This window comes from Variovorax sp. J2P1-31 (assembly GCF_030317215.1).
In the GTDB taxonomy this organism is placed as follows: Bacteria; Pseudomonadota; Gammaproteobacteria; order Burkholderiales; family Burkholderiaceae_C; genus Variovorax.
Map to the genome: position 1 here is coordinate 1,922,680 of NZ_JASZYA010000001.1, position 15,044 is coordinate 1,937,723.

Genomic DNA, 15,044 nt, shown 5'->3' on the forward strand with positions numbered 1-15,044 from the left:
GGCGAGGAGCGGGAACGCCGCCACTTTGCCACTAAGATTTGCCCGCGCCAGGGCTGCACAGCGAATGTAGGCAAGTTGTGTAACTTAGTGTCAGACAAGCACATAAAGCCCCCGTATGGGCGGCCAACGGCATCAGAATCGCTACTGTTACAAATCACCGTTGTAGAAATGAATCAGACTCCTGCCCGTACCGACAAGGTCGTGATCGTCGACGACGATGCCCGCATCCGCGACCTGCTCCGCCGCTACCTGACCCAGGAGGGTTTCGAGGTGATCGTCGCGGAGGACGGCAAGGCCCTCAACCGCATCCTGCTGCGCGACACGGTCGACCTGATCGTGCTCGACCTGATGATGCCCGGCGAAGACGGCCTGTCGGTCTGCCGCCGCCTGCGCGCGGCCAACGACCGCACCCCCATCATCATGCTGACCGCTAAGGGCGAGGACGTGGACCGCATCGTCGGCCTGGAGGTCGGCGCCGACGACTACCTGGGCAAGCCCTTCAACCCGCGCGAACTGCTGGCCCGCGTGCACGCGGTGCTGCGCCGCCGGCCGCCGCTCGAGGCGCCCGGTGCACCCTCGACCGACAACGAGACCGTCAACTTCGGCCCCTTCAGCTTCGACCTCGGCTCGCGCACGCTCAAGAAGGACGGCGAAGAGCTGTCGCTGACCACCGGCGAGTTCGCGATGCTCAAGGCGCTGGTGCGCCATCCGCGCCAGCCGCTGTCGCGCGAAAAGCTCGCCCAGCTGGCACGTGGCCGCGAATTCGAACCCTTCGACCGCAGCCTCGACGTGCAGATCTCGCGCCTGCGCAAGCTGGTCGAGTCGGATGCCGCCGCGCCGCGGTACATCCAGACGGTGTGGGGCGTGGGCTACGTGTTCGTTCCGGACGGTACGACCTGAAGCACGGCTGATGTACCCGGAGGCCACGGGCCCGAACACCACCCAACCGACGCCGCTTTCCGACGACGGGCCGCAGGTCACGATGCCCAGCCCGCTCGAGGGCATGGCGCAGGCCCGGCGTCACCTGGGGATCAAGCTGGGCCTGAGCCTGTTCTGGCGCACCTTCTTCCTGCTGGCGCTGCTGCTGTTCGGCTGCACCTTCGCCTGGCTCCAGTCCTTTCGCGCGCTCGAGTACGAGCCGCGCGCCATTCAGACCGCGCACCAGATCGCCTCGCTGGTGAACCTCACGCGCGCGGCGCTGGTGTATTCCGACGCGATCACCCGCGTCTCGCTGATCAAGACCCTGGCCGACCAGGAAGGCGTGCGCATCCTGCCGCGCGAACCCAACGACCGCTTTGAGCCCTACACCAGCGGCACGCTCGACCAGCGCGTGACCGAGGAGCTCATCGACCAGCTGGGCGAAGGCACGACCGTGGCCAGCCGGGTCAACGACGAGCCCGGCCTGTGGATCGGCTTCACCATCGAGAGCGACACCTACTGGCTGCTGCTCGACCCGACGCGCTTCAGCCGCGTGGGCGGGCGCACCTGGCTGGTCTGGCTGATCACCGCGATCACGCTCTCGCTGGCCGGCGCGGCGCTGATCACGCGCTTCATCAACCGCCCGCTCAAGCAGCTGTCGCGCGCCACGCTGCAGGTGCGCGAGGGCGAGTACGAGGCGCACCGGCTCGACGAGCGCGCGCGCACCAACGAGATCCGCGCGGTCAACATCGGCTTCAACCGCATGGCCGACCAGCTGGCCAAGATCGAGCAGGACCGGGCCATCATGCTGGCCGGCATCTCGCACGACCTGCGCACGCCCTTGGCGCGGCTGCGGCTGGAAACCGAGATGAGCGTGGCCGACGAGGATGCGCGCGAGCACATGGCGGCCGACATCGCGCAGCTCGACGCGATCATCGACAAGTTCCTCGACTACGCCCGGCCCGACCACGTCGACTTCCGGCCGGTGCTGCTGCGCGACGTGATCGATGCCTGCACCTATGCGGTCCAGGACCATGACGATATGCAGATCAAGGTCGACGTGCCGCCCGACCTGCGCGTGATGGCCGACGAGGTCGAGCTGCAGCGCGTGATCTCCAACCTGGTGGAGAACGCGCGCCGCTACGGCCGCACGCCCGCCACCGGCGTGGCCGACGTGACGATCCAGGCGCAGGCGCACGACGAGGCGGTGCTGATCAAGGTGCGCGACCACGGCGCCGGCGTCGCGCCGGCCATCCTGTCGCAGCTGACCAAGCCCTTCTTCCGCGGCGACACCGCGCGCACCTCGGCCGCCGGCGCCGGGCTGGGCCTGTCGATCGTGGCCAAGAACATCGAGCGCATGGGCGGCACCTTCGCGCTCACCAGCACGCCGGGGCGCGGCTTCGCGGCCCATATCCGGATGCCGCGCGCCATGCCCAGCAAGTCGCTGGGGCTCAACGGCAAGAAGAGCTGAGCGCTCCGGCTAGCGGTGCAGCAGCGCGATCGCGCGCGCTTCCATCGCCCTGCCCTCGCCCACCGGGCCCAGCTTCTCGGCCGTCTTGGCCTTCACGTTGACCTGCTCCGGCGCCAGGCCCAGCGTCTGCGCGATGCGCGCGCACATGGCCGGGATGTGGGGTGCGAGCTTGGGCGCCTGCGCGATCACCGTGCTGTCGACGTTGCCGATCTGCCAGCCCGCGGCGCGCACGCGGCGCGCGGCCTCGGCCAGCAGCACCGCCGAATCGGCACCGCGGAACTGCGCGTCGGTGTCGGGAAAATGCCGGCCGATGTCGCCCAGGCCGGCCGCGCCCAGCAGCGCGTCGGTGATCGCATGCAGCAGCACGTCGGCGTCCGAATGGCCCAGCAGGCCGGTGCTGTGCGGCACCTCGATGCCGCCCAGGATCAGCTTGCGGCCGGCCACGAGCTGGTGCACGTCCCAGCCCTCGCCCACGCGGATGTCGAAAGAGGGTTTGGCGGCGGTGCTCATGGGGTTCCCGGGTTGCGGCGCGCGAGCAGCACGGCTTCGGCCAGTGCGAAATCCTCGGCGTAGGTGACTTTGAAATTCTGGGCGCTGGCCGCGACCAGCAAGGGCTCCAGGCCCAGCGCCTCGACCGCGCCGGCTTCGTCGGTGACGGCATCGCCGCTCCTGTCCAGCGCGTCGAGCAAGAGGCCGATGCGGAACATCTGCGGCGTCTGCGCCAGCCACTTGTCGGTGCGCGCCAGGGTGTCGGTGACGCGGCCCTCGGCCGAGGCGATCTTGAGCGTGTCGGCCAGCGGGTGCGCGAGCAGGCCGCCGACGGCATCGCGTTCGCAGGCCGCGATCAAGGCTTCGACCTGCGCCGGCGTGATCAGGCAGCGCGCTGCATCGTGCACCAGCACCCAGTCCTGCAGCCCGGCGCCGGCCTGGCACAGCGCCTGCAGGCCCGCATGCACGGTGGCGGCGCGGGTCGGCCCGCCGACCGGCAGCAGCTGCTCGCCCGCGGCCGGGAAGCCCGGCAGCTGCGCGGCCACCTCCCTGTCGTCGGCCGCGACCACCAGCGCCAGCGTGGCGAAGCGGCCGGCCAGCGCGCGGAAGGCATCGAGGGTGTGCGCGACCATCGGCCGGCCGGCGATGCGCCGGTACTGCTTGGGGCCGTCGCCGCCGGCGCGGCTGCCCGAACCGGCGCAGGGAATGAGGACGTGGAGGCGAGGGACAGGGGGAACGGTCATGAAGAACGCAGGGACGCTCGAGAAGCGCCCAGCAGCAAAGAGGCCGCCATTCTAGAATCGACCGTCTCACACCCCTCGCCCGTCGGCGCGGGGTGTTCTGCATTTTCCGAAGCACTTCATGGACCTTCCCGTTCTCACCGCCGGCAAGCGATTCACGCTGCCGCGCCCCCCGCTGTCGGCCGACGCGCTGCTGCTGGCCGAACTGGCCGAGCGCGAGAAGAAGGCCGGCCGTGCGACCGCGATCTTCACCGCCGACGCCAACGACGCGCAGCGCCTCATCGACGAGATGGTGTTCTTCGCCCCCGGCCTGCGCTGCGCGCTGTTCCCCGACTGGGAGACGCTGCCCTACGACAGCTTCTCGCCCCACCAGGACCTGATCAGCGAGCGGCTGGCCACGCTGTGGCGCATCAGCCAGAAGGAGGCCGACGTCATCCTGGTGCCGGCCACCACCGCGCTCTACCGGCTGGCGCCGCCGGCCTTCCTGGCCGGCTACACCTTCCACTTCAAGACCCGGCAGAAGCTGCAGGAATCGAAACTCAAGGCCCAGCTCACGCTGGCCGGCTACAGCCATGTGACGCAGGTGGTGAGCCCGGGCGAGTACGCGGTGCGCGGCGGGCTGATCGACCTGTTCCCGATGGGCTCGCTGGTGCCCTTCCGGGTCGACCTGTTCGACGACGAGATCGACTCGATCCGCACCTTCGACCCCGACACCCAGCGCAGCCTGTACCCGGTGCCCGAGGTGCGGCTGCTGCCGGGCCGCGAGTTCCCGATGGACGACGACGCGCGCGCGCGCTTTCGCAGCCGCTGGCGCGAGCTGCTCGAGGGCGACCCGACCAAGAGCCGGATCTACAAGGACATGGGCAACGGCGTCGCGACCGCCGGCATCGAGTACTACCTGCCGCTGTTCTTCGAGGAGACGGCGACGGTGTTCGACTACCTCGGCGGCGAGGCCACGGTGGTGCTGCACGGCGAGCTCGAGCCGACCTTCCAGCATTTCTGGCAGGATGCGGCCGAGCGCTACCGGCTGGTGCGCGGCGACCCCGAGCGGCCCGCGCTGCCGCCCGATGCGCTGTTCCTCAACGCCGAGCAGTTCTATGCGCGCGCCAAGCCGCACGCACAGCTGGCGATCCGTGGTTCGGCCACCGACGCGCCCTATGCCGAGTTCGACGTGCTGCCGCCCTTCGCGGTGGTGCGTGGCGCCGAGGACCCGCTGACCCGGCTCAAGGACTACATCCGCGCCACGCCCAGCCGGCTGCTGCTGATCGCCGAGAGCGACGGCCGGCGAGAGAGCCTGCTCGACTTCCTGCGCGCCAGCGGCGTGAGCCCGCCGTCCTTCGATTCGCTGGCCGAGTTCGAGGCCGACGGCGCCGAGAAGATCGGCATCGCCACCGCCGCGCTGGCCTCGGGCTTCGCCTGGCGCGAGCGCGGCATCGACTTCGTCACCGAGACCGAGCTGTTCGCCGCCGCGCCGACCGCGCGCCGGCGCAACAAGCGCCAGGAACAGGTCAGCGACGTCGAGGCGCTGATCAAGGACCTGTCCGAGCTCAAGGTGGGCGACCCGGTGGTCCACACCGCGCACGGCATCGGCCGCTACCGCGGCCTGATCAACATGGACCTGGGCCAGGGCAAGGATGCCGAGGGCCAGCCGCTGCTGCAGGAGATGCTGCACCTGGAGTACGCCGACAAGGCCACGCTCTACGTACCGGTGAGCCAACTGCACCAGATCAGCCGCTACACCGGCGTCAGCGCCGACGAGGCGCCGCTGCACAAGCTGGGCTCGGGCCAGTGGGAGAAAGCCAAGCGCAAGGCCGCCGAACAGGTGCGCGACTCGGCCGCCGAGCTGCTCAACATCTATGCGCGCCGCGCGGCCCGCCAGGGCCATGCTTTCCGCTACTCGGCCGCCGACTACGAGGTCTTCGCCAACGACTTCGGCTTCGACGAGACGGCCGACCAGAAGGCCGCGATCCATGCCGTGATCCAGGACATGATCTCGCCGCAGCCGATGGACCGCCTGGTCTGCGGCGACGTGGGCTTCGGCAAGACCGAGGTGGCGCTGCGCGCCGCCTTCATCGCCATCACCGGCGGCAAGCAGGTCGCCTTCCTCGCGCCCACCACGCTGCTGGCCGAGCAGCACTACCAGACGCTGGTCGACCGCTTCAGCAAGTGGCCGGTCAAGGTGGCGGAGATGAGCCGCTTCCGCTCGGCCAAGGAGATCGGCACCGCCGCCAAGGGCCTGGCCGACGGCAGCGTCGACATCGTGGTCGGCACCCACAAGCTGCTCAGCGAATCGGTCAAGTTCAAGAACCTGGGCCTGCTGATCATCGACGAGGAGCACCGCTTCGGCGTGCGCCACAAGGAGGCGATGAAGGCCATGCGCGCCGAGGTCGACGTGCTCACGCTCACCGCCACGCCGATCCCGCGCACGCTGGGCATGGCGCTCGAGGGCCTGCGCGACCTGAGCGTGATCGCGACCGCGCCGCAGCGCCGGCTGGCGATCAAGACCTTCGTGCGCACCGAAGGCAACGGCGTGATCCGCGAGGCGGTGCTGCGCGAACTGAAGCGCGGCGGCCAGGTCTACTTCCTGCACAACGAGGTCGAGACGATCGAGAACCGGCGTCAGAAGCTGGAAGAGATCCTGCCCGAGGCCCGCATCGCCGTGGCCCACGGCCAGATGCCCGAGCGCGAGCTCGAACGCGTGATGCGCGACTTCGTGGCCCAGCGCTACAACATCCTGCTGTGCTCGACCATCATCGAGACCGGCATCGACGTGCCGACCGCCAACACCATCGTGATGAGCCGCGCCGACAAGTTCGGCCTGGCGCAGCTGCACCAGCTGCGCGGCCGCGTGGGCCGCTCGCACCACCAGGCCTATGCCTACCTGATGGTGCCCGACATCGAGGGCCTGACCAAGCAGGCGGCGCAGCGGCTCGACGCGATCCAGCAGATGGAGGAGCTGGGCTCGGGCTTCTACCTCGCCATGCACGACCTGGAGATCCGCGGCACCGGCGAGGTGCTGGGCGAGAGCCAGAGCGGCAACATGATGGAGATCGGCTTCCAGCTCTACAACGAGATGCTCAGCGAGGCGGTGCGCGCGCTCAAGGCCGGCGAGGAGCCCGACCTGCTGTCGCCGCTGCACGTCACGACCGAGATCAACCTGCACGCGCCCGCGCTGCTGCCCGACGACTACTGCGGCGACGTGCACCTGCGGCTGTCCTTCTACAAGAAGCTCGCGACCGCGCGCACGCCCGACCAGATCGACACGCTGCTCGAAGAGATCGTCGACCGCTTCGGCAAGCTGCCGCCGCAGGCGCAGACGCTGATCGACACCCACCGGCTGCGCGTGCTCGCGCGGCCCTACGGCGTGGTCAAGGTCGATGCCGCGCCCGGCGTGATCCACATCAGCTTCAAGAAGGACCCGCCCATCGATTCGATGGCGATCATCCACCTGATCCAGAAGAACAAGCACATCAAGCTGGCCGGCAACGACAAGCTGCGCATCGAGCGCGAGCTCAAGGAGCCCAAGGACCGGGCCCAGATGGTGCGCGACGTGCTGCGCAGCCTGGGGCAGCCGATCGTCAGGGAGAGTGCTGCACCGGTCGTATAAGTGCGCCGCACTTATATAATTGGCGATGTAATTTTCCTGGAGGTCCACCGTGTCGCAAGTCACCATCTACCTCGACGACGAGTCCGAGAAGGCCGCCCGCGCCGCCGCTGCTGCGGCCAACCTGCCCCTGAGCCGGTGGTTCGCCCAGTTTGCGGAGCGCGAGAAGCAACGCGGAAAGACCGGCTGGCAGGCCTTCTTCGCCGAGGCCGACAAGCAGAAGGCCGCGTGGGACGAATTCCCTCTGACCGAAGAAATGCACAAGGACCTGCCACCCGATACGCCAAGGGAATCCTGGTGAAGTACCTGCTGGACACCAACACCCTCATCTACGCGTTCCGCGGCGTCGGTGAGGTGCGCGCCCGGGTGGACAGCACATCCGATGCGGACATGCGTCTGTGCGCCATCAACCTGTTCGAACTCGAGTTCGGCTTCGCGAAATCGCGCGATCCGCGCCCCCAGCGCGCGCTGCTCGACCAGTTGGTGCAACGCCTCGGTGTCCTGCCGCTGGACAGCGCCGGCGCGGAGGCCGCCGGGCGCATCAAGGCCTATCTACAACAGGCGGGCACACCGATCGGCCCCTACGACCTGCTCATTGCAGGCATCGCCATGGCGCACAACCTGATCGTCGTCACCCGCAACGTCAACGAGTTCGCGCGCGTGCCCGGCCTGCGCGTCGAGAACTGGTACCACTGAATGACCCTCGCTCCTCTCCCCTCCCCCGGCCTCGTCCTCCAGCGCGTCCCATCGACGCTGAAGCTGGCCGACTTCCGACTGATCGCCTTCGATATGGACTCGACGCTGATCAACATCGAATGCATCGACGAGATCGCCGACGCGGTCGGCAAGAAGGCCGAGGTGGCGGCGATCACCGAAGCCACGATGCGCGGCGAGATCAAGGACTTCAAGGAAAGCCTGCGCCGCCGCGTGGCGCTGCTGCGGGGCGTGCCGGTCACGGCGCTGCAGCAGGTCTACGACGAACGGCTGCGGCTCAATCCCGGGGCGGCGGAGCTCGTGGGCGCGTGCAAGACCGCGGGCCTCAAGGTGCTGCTGGTCTCGGGCGGCTTCACCTTCTTCGCCAACCGGGTGAAGGAGCGGCTGGGCATCGACTTCGCGCGCTCCAACCTGCTGGCCGAGGCCGACGGCCACCTCACGGGCGAGGTCGTGACGCAGAGCTGGGGCGACATCTGCGACGGCGCCGAGAAGCGCCGCACGCTGCTGGAAGTCGCCTCGCTGATGGGCATCACGCCGCAACAGTGCATCGCCGTGGGCGACGGCGCCAACGACCTGCCGATGATGGGCGAGGCCGGCCTGTCGGTGGCCTTCCACGCCAAGCCCAAAGTGCGCGAGCAGGCCATGGTCGCGATCAACGAAGGCGGCCTGGACCGCCTGCTCGAAGTGGTGCGCTGAGCGGCGGCCTAGCGCGGATAGGGGCGGTGCAGCGCCACGTCCGGGTTGAGGCGCACGCCGAAGCCCGGCTTGTCCAGCGCCGAGGCCTTCATGCGGCCGTTGACCGGCACCGGCTCGTCGAGCAGCTGCGGATGGAACATCGGCACCACCTGGTCGGCCTGCGGCGCCATCATCAGGAACTCGGCGAAGGGGCTGTTGTGCCGCGTGATCACGAAGTGGTAGCTGTAGACCGATGAGCCGTGCGGCACCACCAGCTTGCCGTGCGCATCGGCCAGGCTCGAGATCTTGAGCAGCTCGGTGATGCCGCCGCACCAGCCGACGTCGGGCTGGATGATGTCGCAGCACTGCATCTCGAGCAGCAGCCGGAAACCCCAGCGCGTGGCCTCGTGCTCGCCGGTCGTGACCATCAGGCCGCGCGGCACGTTGCGGCGCAGCTCGGCATAGCCCCAGTAGTCGTCGGGCGGCAGCGCCTCCTCGATCCATTTCAGGCCGTGTTCGTTGCGCGCGGCCGTGGCCAGGCGCGTGGCGTATTCCAGGTCCAGGCTCATCCAGCAGTCGAGCATCAGCCAGAAGTCGTCGCCGACCTTGGCGCGCATGTCGCCGAGCATGTCGAGGTTCTTCTTCAAGCCCTCCTCGCGCTCGGCCGGCCCGTGGTGCAGCGGCATCTTGCCGCCGATGAAGCCCATCTGCTTGGCCAGATCGGGCCGGGCGCCGGTCGCGTAGAAGGTCAGCTCGTCGCGCACCGGGCCGCCCAAGAGCGCGTGCACCGGCTCCTTGCGCACCTTGGCCAGCAGGTCCCACAGCGCGAGGTCCACGCCCGAGATGGTGTTGATCACGATGCCCTTGCGGCCGTAGAACAGCGTCGCGTTGTACATCTGGTCCCACATGCGCTCGATGTCGGTCACGGGCGAGCCTTCGAGGAAGCGCGCCAGGTGCTTCTCGACGATCCAGCAGCCCAGGTCGCCGCCGGTCGTGACAGAGAAGCCCACCGTGCCGTCGCTGGCCTCGATCTCGACCACCAGCGTGCCCAGCACGTTGAGGCCGAAGCTCTGGCGGCTCTGGCGGTAGGCGGGGTACTTGCTCATCGGCGTGGCGATGTGGTCGTCGATCCAGTGGTCGGCGCCCTGGTCGTGGTAGTCGGCGCCGCCGCCGCGCACGGTGAAGGCGCGGACGTGGCGGATGGTGGGCATGCTCATGGCGGGGTTCCTTGTGTACGGGGTGAGAGGGGTCAGTGCTGCGTGCGCAGCCCGGCGGTCGGCGAGCGCAGCATCAGGAAGAGCAGCGCGCCGATCAGCGTGGTGAAGGCCAGCAGGTTGAGTCCGGCGCTGGGCGAGGCGAAGGCCTGCTCGGCCCAGGTCTTGACGTTGGGCGCGACGAAGCCGCCCAGCGCGCCCAGCGAATTGATCAGCGCGATGCCGCCGGCCGCGGCCGCGCCGCCCAGGTAGGCGGTGGGGAAGCTCCAGAACAGCGGCTGCACCGCGATGAAGCCCGCGGCCGCGAAGCACAGCGCGAACAGCGCCATGACCGGCGAGGCCGCATTGACCGACACCGCGATGCCCAGGCCCGAGACGGCCAGCGTCACGAGGGCGATCAGCGCGTGTTTGCCGCTGCGTTCGGCCAGGCGCGGGATGAACCAGGCCGCGGCCAGCGCGCAGACCCAGGGAATGGCAGTGACGAAGCCCACTTCGATGCCGACCTTCTTGCCCAGCAGCGCCGCGACCTGCGTGGGCAGGTAGAACACCACGCCGTACACGCTGACCTGGATCAGGAAATAGATCACCGACAGGAACAGCACGCGGCCGTTGGTCAGCGCCTTCCACACGGTGCCCGGGCCGTGCGCGTTCTTGTGCTGTTCCTCGGCGTGGATCGCGTCCGTCAGCAGCTTGCGCTCGGTCGCGGACAGCCACTTCGCGTCGGCCGGCTTGTCGTCGAGGTACCAGTAGGCCCAGACGCCGACGATCGAGGCCAGCACGCCCTCGACCAGGAACAGCCATTCCCAGCCCTTGAGGCCCCAGACGCCGTCGAGTTCCAGCAGCAGGCCCGACAGCGGGCTGCCGAAGATGAAGGCCAGCGGCGCGCCGAAATAGAACATGCCCAGCACCCGGGTGCGCGACTGCGCGGGGAACCACTGCGTGAGGAAGTAGATGACGCCCGGGAAGAAGCCGGCCTCGGCCACGCCCAGCAGGAAGCGCAGCGTGTAGAACAGCATCTCGGTGTGGGCGAACATCAGGCCGGCCGAGACCAGGCCCCAGGTCACCATGATCCGGCACATCCAGACGCGCGCGCCCACGCGGTGCATGATCAGGTTGCTCGGCACCTCGAACAGCGCATAGCCGATGAAGAAGATGCCGGCGCCGAAGGCGAGCATCGCGTCCGACAGGCCGGTGTCGAGCTGGAAGGCCTTCTTTGCGAAGCCGACGTTGGCGCGGTCCAGGAAGGCCAGCACGTACATCAGCAGAAGAAAAGGCACCAGGCGCCGGATCGCCTTGGCGACCACGCTGTCGAGGGCGGTCTGCGCCGCGGAAGGAAAGCTCATGGTTGTCTCCTGAGGGTGGGCCGCCGGCGTGCCGGTGCCCGAGCGCCCACGGCCACGCGGGCGCCCTGTGAAAGGACGAGGTTTGTCGAAGGGGAAGAGGAGCGACGCGGCCCCAGGCCGCGGCGCCGCGCCGTCAGTAGGTCGCGCGGCCGCCCGAGGCGTCGAACACGCTGCCGGTGGTGAACGAGCATTCCTCGCTCGCCAGCCAGCCGATCACGGCCGCGATCTCGTCGACCGCGCCGAAGCGGCCCATCGGGATCTTCGACAGCATGAATTCGATGTGCTGCGGCGTCATCTGGTCGAAGATGGCGGTGCGCACCGCGGCCGGGGTCACGGCGTTGACCGTGATGTTCGACTTCGCCAGTTCCTTGCCCAGTGACTTGGTCAGGCCGATCACGCCGGCCTTGGAGGCGCTGTAGGCCGAGGCGTTGGGGTTGCCTTCCTTGCCCGCGACCGAGGCGATGTTGACGATGCGCCCGTACTTCCCGGCCAGCATGTACGGCACCACGGCGCGGTTGCAGTGGAACAGGCCGTTGAGGTTGACGTCCATCACCTGGCGCCATTGGTCGACCGGGTACTCGGCCAGCGGCACGTTGGGGCCGGTGATGCCGGCACTCGCGACCAGCACGTCGATGCCGCCCAGCGCCGCGGCCGCCTGCGTCGCCGCGGCTTCGACCTGGGCCCAGTCGGCCACGTCGACCCGGATGCCGGAGGCCTTGGCCCCCAGCGCCGCCACGGCCGCATCGATGGCCGGCTGGCTGATGTCCCAGAGGCTGACGCTGCCGCCTTCCGCGACGAAGCGGGTGGCGAAGGTCAGGCCGATGCCGGCGGCGCCGCCGGTGATGACCGCGCGGCGGCCTTCGAAACGCTTCGGGTAAACGGTGCTCATGTCTGCATGTCTCTGATGTTGTGGATGGCCGCACTGTAGGCCTGCGCCTCATTGCGTTCCAATCAATTTTTCAGGGCTACCATTTCCGAAATGGAATACCGCTTCGACAACCCCTCGATCGCCCCGCGGCTGGTGAACCGGCTGCGGCTCAAGCACTGGGCGCTGCTGGCCGCGCTCGCCGACACGCCCGTGCTCGCGCATGCCGCCTCGGCCATCAGCGTGACCCAGCCCTCGGCCACCAAGATGCTGGCCGACATCGAGCAGGCCTTCGAATTCCCGCTGTTCGAGCGCCATTCGCGCGGGCTGCGGCCCACGCCGCTGGGCGACGAGGTGGTGGCCTATGCGCGCCAGTCGCAGGCCGGGCTGGCGCGCTTCCTCGAGGCGCTGGAGGTCAAGCGCCGCGGCGGCCACGGGCAGCTGGTGGTGGGCGCGATCATGGGCGCGGCACCCGACGTGGTGGCGCGCGCGGTGGCCGACATCAAGCAGCGCCGGCCCTTGTTGAACATCCGCATCCTGGGCGAGACCAGCGACCAGATCGGCGAGCTGCTCGAGCGCCACGACATCGAACTGGCCGTGGGGCGCCTGTCCACCTTGCGCCAGCGCCATGCCTTCGACTTCGTGCCGCTGGCCAACGAAGTGATGCAGATCGTGGTGCGCCGCGGCCACCCGCTGCTGCGCCAGCGCCAGCTCGGCTTCGACGCGCTGATGGCCTGGCCCTGGGTGCTGCAGCCGCTGACCAGCCCGGCGCGCCAGCTGCTCGAGGACGAGTTCGCGGCGGTGCGGCTGGGCACGCCGGCCAACATCGTGGAATGCGCCTCGGTGTTCGCCACGCTGCAGCTGCTGCAGACCAGCGATGCGGTCGGCGCGCTGCCCGAATCGGTGGTGCGCGACCATGTGAATGCACGCCTGCTGCGCGTGCTGCCGGTGGCGATCGGCAAGGACCTGAAGGGCTTCGGCGTGCTCACGCGCAACGGCGAAGCCCTGTCGGAGACGGCCGCGGACTTCGTCGCCTGCCTGCACCGCTATGCGCAGCCGGCCGACGGGTCCGCGGGAGGGGCCTAGGCTTCGGGATCCTCTTCGCTGTCGGCGCTGTCAGCGCGGCGCTCGGACCCCGCTGGCCGCGGCGGCCGCTGGGCCGGCCTGGCCAGCAGCTCGATGTAGAACTGCTTGCCGCCCGCCGTCGCCACACCGTCGATCAGTGCGGTGATGGCCGTGAATTCGACCACTTCGGCGGATTCCTTGTCGGTGCCGAAACGGGTGTCGAAGGCCCAGAAGTCGCTGCCCTCGGGCAGTTCGCGGCGGCGTTCGCGCTTGATGTACTTGCGGATCTCGTGCTTGATGGCTTCGAGGAGACGGTCGGGGTGCTTGCCCTCGACCTGAAGCTGAAAGGTTTTTCTCATGGGTGATCGTAACGCGCCGGCCGCGCGCGCCTGTGTACAGTCGGTGCCTTCAACGAAAGCAGGTGAGATACATGGCGCGCGCGAACGACTGGGCAGGCAAGGTGATGGCTTTGATCAACGGCGGCAACGCTGCGGCGGCCATCGCGCAGATCAAGGTCGCGCCCTCGGTCAAGGACCTGAAGGCGCTGCAGACCATCATGACGCTGTCGAAGATGAAGGGCCGCTATCCGAACGTGGACGCGGCCGTGGCGGACAACCTGGACCTGCTGGCCGCTCCCCGCCTCCACCGTTCGCCGTAAACCGTCCTCAGAGCGCCTTGCCCAGGCGCGCGATGCCTTCCTCGATCTTCTCGAGGTTGGCGGTGGCGAAGCTCAGGCGCAGGGTCGCGAGGTCGGGCTTCTCGGCGAAGAACGGCGCGCCGGGCACGAAGGCCACGAGCTGCTCGATCGCCTTCTTGGCCAGCACGTTGGCATCGGCCAGCTTGCCGTTGGCGCCCGTGAGCCGGGCCCAGAAGAACAGGCCGCCGCCGGGCTGCGTGAACTCGATCGCATCGCCCAGTTCGCGCTTGAGCGCCGCGCCCATGGTCCGGGCGCGCTCGCCGTAGACCTTGCGCACGTTGGCCAGCGTGTCGGGCATGCGGCCGCTCTTGAGGTACTGCGCGGCCGTGGCCTGTGCGAAGGTGCTGGTGTGGGCGTCGCTGAACTGCTTGCACATCGTGGCCTTGGCCAGCAGTTCGGCCGGCGCGATCATCCAGCCGATGCGCAGGCCCGGGCTCAGCACCTTGCTCAGGCTGCCGCAGTAGGCCACCAGCTCGCGGCTGCCGGGCACGTCCTTGCTCAAGGCCATGATCGAGGGCGGCGGTGCCTCGCCGAAGTACAGGTCGCCGTAGGGGTCGTCCTCCACCACCAGCGTCTGGTACTTGACCGCCAGCTCCAGCACCTTCCTGCGACGCTCCAGCGGCAGCGTCGCGCCGCTGGGGTTGCCGAAGGTCGGGATCAGGTAGACGAACTTGGGCTGGTGCTCGGCGATGAGCTTTTCCAGCTCGTCGGTCTTCACGCCGTGGGCGTCGATCGGGGCGCTGATCACCTGCGCGCCGTAGAGGCGGAAGCACTGGATGGTCGCGAGGAAGGTCGGGCCTTCGACGATCACCTTGTCGCCGGGCGAGATCAGCGTCTTGCCCAGCAGGTCGAGCGCCTGCTGGCTGCCGGTGGTGACGATCAGGCCGCCGGGCGCCACGTCCACGCCCTTGCCCTGCATGAAGGCGCTCAGTTGCGTGCGCAGCGGCTCGTAGCCTTCGGTGGCACCGTACTGCAGCGCCGCGCCCGGTTCCTCGCTCAGCGCCTTGGCGCTGGCTTCCTTGAGGCCCTCGACGTCGAACATCGCGCTGTCGGGGAAACCGCCCGCGAAGCTGATGATGCCGGGCGTGCCCAGCAGCTTGAAGAGTTCACGGATGGCGGAGGTTTCGACGTTGTCGAGGCGGGAGGCGAATTGCATGGAAGGGGCTCACTTTCTGGCCGCCATTGTCGAACGAACCGGGGCAGGGTGGGAAGCCTGGTTACTACCCAAAGATAGTGAATTGACTTTACT

At 68.8% G+C, this 15,044-nt stretch carries 15 protein-coding genes; 8 read left to right on the forward strand and 7 right to left on the reverse strand.

Annotated features, from left to right (window positions below; translation table 11 throughout):
- The first annotated feature begins 168 nt into the window (after window positions 1-168).
- Together ompR and QTI20_RS08915 are read left to right on the forward strand one after the other, a co-directional pair.
- Window positions 169-900 (forward strand): osmolarity response regulator transcription factor OmpR, encoded by a 732-nt coding sequence (gene ompR / locus QTI20_RS08910; RefSeq protein WP_183023587.1) that lies wholly within the window; start codon window positions 169-171, stop codon window positions 898-900.
- 82 nt (window positions 901-982) lie between these two features.
- Entirely contained in the window at window positions 983-2,389 is a 1,407-nt protein-coding gene (locus tag QTI20_RS08915; RefSeq protein ID WP_286550956.1) for a sensor histidine kinase family protein, read from the forward strand.
- A gap of 9 nt (window positions 2,390-2,398) precedes the next feature.
- Here QTI20_RS08915 and ispF read toward each other — a convergent pair whose 3' ends face one another.
- Window positions 2,399-2,899, reverse strand: a complete 501-nt coding sequence (gene ispF / locus QTI20_RS08920; protein ID WP_286548388.1) for a 2-C-methyl-D-erythritol 2,4-cyclodiphosphate synthase — start codon at window positions 2,897-2,899, stop codon at window positions 2,399-2,401.
- Window positions 2,896-3,621 carry a 2-C-methyl-D-erythritol 4-phosphate cytidylyltransferase gene (ispD, locus tag QTI20_RS08925; protein ID WP_286548387.1) on the reverse strand — a complete coding sequence of 242 codons (726 nt, stop codon included), beginning with the start codon at window positions 3,619-3,621 and terminating at the stop codon, window positions 2,896-2,898. The genes ispF and ispD overlap by 4 nt, the downstream gene beginning before the upstream one ends.
- 118 nt (window positions 3,622-3,739) lie before the next feature.
- Here ispD and mfd point away from each other — a divergent pair, with 118 nt between their 5' ends.
- The 4 genes from mfd to serB are packed head-to-tail and all read left to right on the forward strand — an operon-like array spanning window position 3,740 to window position 8,632.
- Window positions 3,740-7,225, forward strand: a complete 3,486-nt coding sequence (gene mfd / locus QTI20_RS08930; protein WP_286548386.1) for a transcription-repair coupling factor — start codon at window positions 3,740-3,742, stop codon at window positions 7,223-7,225.
- A 49-nt stretch (window positions 7,226-7,274) separates the two neighbouring features.
- Window positions 7,275-7,523: a hypothetical protein gene (locus QTI20_RS08935; protein WP_286548385.1), complete on the forward strand. Its 249-nt coding sequence runs from the start codon at window positions 7,275-7,277 to the stop codon at window positions 7,521-7,523.
- Window positions 7,520-7,918, forward strand: coding sequence for a type II toxin-antitoxin system VapC family toxin (locus tag QTI20_RS08940; protein ID WP_286548384.1), 399 nt, complete (start codon window positions 7,520-7,522; stop codon window positions 7,916-7,918). Before QTI20_RS08935 ends, QTI20_RS08940 begins: the two co-directional genes overlap by 4 nt.
- Complete coding sequence (serB, locus tag QTI20_RS08945; protein ID WP_286548383.1) at window positions 7,919-8,632, forward strand: phosphoserine phosphatase SerB; 714 nt, start codon at window positions 7,919-7,921, stop codon at window positions 8,630-8,632. It begins immediately after the preceding gene.
- 8 nt (window positions 8,633-8,640) lie between these two features.
- Here the strand turns inward: serB and rhmD are convergent, their stop codons facing one another.
- From rhmD to QTI20_RS08960, 3 genes are all read right to left on the reverse strand, one after another.
- Window positions 8,641-9,828: an L-rhamnonate dehydratase gene (gene rhmD / locus QTI20_RS08950; RefSeq protein WP_219218153.1), complete on the reverse strand. Its 1,188-nt coding sequence runs from the start codon at window positions 9,826-9,828 to the stop codon at window positions 8,641-8,643.
- 32 nt (window positions 9,829-9,860) lie between these two features.
- Window positions 9,861-11,168, reverse strand: a complete 1,308-nt coding sequence (locus tag QTI20_RS08955) for an MFS transporter (RefSeq protein WP_286548380.1) — start codon at window positions 11,166-11,168, stop codon at window positions 9,861-9,863.
- 133 nt (window positions 11,169-11,301) lie between these two features.
- Window positions 11,302-12,057 (reverse strand): SDR family NAD(P)-dependent oxidoreductase, encoded by a 756-nt coding sequence (locus QTI20_RS08960; RefSeq protein WP_286548378.1) that lies wholly within the window; start codon window positions 12,055-12,057, stop codon window positions 11,302-11,304.
- A 90-nt stretch (window positions 12,058-12,147) separates the two neighbouring features.
- Here QTI20_RS08960 and QTI20_RS08965 point away from each other — a divergent pair, with 90 nt between their 5' ends.
- Complete coding sequence (locus QTI20_RS08965) at window positions 12,148-13,119, forward strand: LysR family transcriptional regulator (RefSeq protein ID WP_286548376.1); 972 nt, start codon at window positions 12,148-12,150, stop codon at window positions 13,117-13,119.
- Here the strand turns inward: QTI20_RS08965 and QTI20_RS08970 are convergent.
- Window positions 13,116-13,457 carry a DUF6172 family protein gene (locus QTI20_RS08970; protein ID WP_286548375.1) on the reverse strand — a complete coding sequence of 114 codons (342 nt, stop codon included), beginning with the start codon at window positions 13,455-13,457 and terminating at the stop codon, window positions 13,116-13,118. The two genes, QTI20_RS08965 and QTI20_RS08970, sit on opposite strands and share 4 nt — an antisense overlap.
- A gap of 71 nt (window positions 13,458-13,528) precedes the next feature.
- Between QTI20_RS08970 and QTI20_RS08975 the strand changes: the two genes are divergently transcribed.
- Window positions 13,529-13,756 carry a hypothetical protein gene (locus tag QTI20_RS08975; RefSeq protein ID WP_183023574.1) on the forward strand — a complete coding sequence of 76 codons (228 nt, stop codon included), beginning with the start codon at window positions 13,529-13,531 and terminating at the stop codon, window positions 13,754-13,756.
- A gap of 7 nt (window positions 13,757-13,763) precedes the next feature.
- Here the strand turns inward: QTI20_RS08975 and QTI20_RS08980 are convergent, their stop codons facing one another.
- On the reverse strand, window positions 13,764-14,951 hold the full coding sequence (locus QTI20_RS08980; RefSeq protein WP_286548374.1) for an aminotransferase-like domain-containing protein: 1,188 nt from the start codon (window positions 14,949-14,951) through the stop codon (window positions 13,764-13,766).
- Window positions 14,952-15,044: the final 93 nt, after the last annotated feature.

What these genes read in the sequence shown, in the direction of transcription:
- ompR (WP_183023587.1), top strand. Translation starts at nt 169, where the DNA reads ATGAATCAGACTCCTGCCCGTACCGACAAGGTCGTGATCGTCGACGAC.
- QTI20_RS08915 (WP_286550956.1), top strand. Translation starts at nt 983, where the DNA reads ATGCCCAGCCCGCTCGAGGGCATGGCGCAGGCCCGGCGTCACCTGGGG.
- ispF (WP_286548388.1), bottom strand. Translation starts at nt 2,899, where the DNA reads ATGAGCACCGCCGCCAAACCCTCTTTCGACATCCGCGTGGGCGAGGGC.
- ispD (WP_286548387.1), bottom strand. Translation starts at nt 3,621, where the DNA reads ATGACCGTTCCCCCTGTCCCTCGCCTCCACGTCCTCATTCCCTGCGCC.
- mfd (WP_286548386.1), top strand. Translation starts at nt 3,740, where the DNA reads ATGGACCTTCCCGTTCTCACCGCCGGCAAGCGATTCACGCTGCCGCGC.
- serB (WP_286548383.1), top strand. Translation starts at nt 7,919, where the DNA reads ATGACCCTCGCTCCTCTCCCCTCCCCCGGCCTCGTCCTCCAGCGCGTC.
- rhmD (WP_219218153.1), bottom strand. Translation starts at nt 9,828, where the DNA reads ATGAGCATGCCCACCATCCGCCACGTCCGCGCCTTCACCGTGCGCGGC.
- QTI20_RS08955 (WP_286548380.1), bottom strand. Translation starts at nt 11,168, where the DNA reads ATGAGCTTTCCTTCCGCGGCGCAGACCGCCCTCGACAGCGTGGTCGCC.
- QTI20_RS08960 (WP_286548378.1), bottom strand. Translation starts at nt 12,057, where the DNA reads ATGAGCACCGTTTACCCGAAGCGTTTCGAAGGCCGCCGCGCGGTCATC.
- QTI20_RS08965 (WP_286548376.1), top strand. Translation starts at nt 12,148, where the DNA reads ATGGAATACCGCTTCGACAACCCCTCGATCGCCCCGCGGCTGGTGAAC.
- QTI20_RS08970 (WP_286548375.1), bottom strand. Translation starts at nt 13,457, where the DNA reads ATGAGAAAAACCTTTCAGCTTCAGGTCGAGGGCAAGCACCCCGACCGT.
- QTI20_RS08975 (WP_183023574.1), top strand. Translation starts at nt 13,529, where the DNA reads ATGGCGCGCGCGAACGACTGGGCAGGCAAGGTGATGGCTTTGATCAAC.
- QTI20_RS08980 (WP_286548374.1), bottom strand. Translation starts at nt 14,951, where the DNA reads ATGCAATTCGCCTCCCGCCTCGACAACGTCGAAACCTCCGCCATCCGT.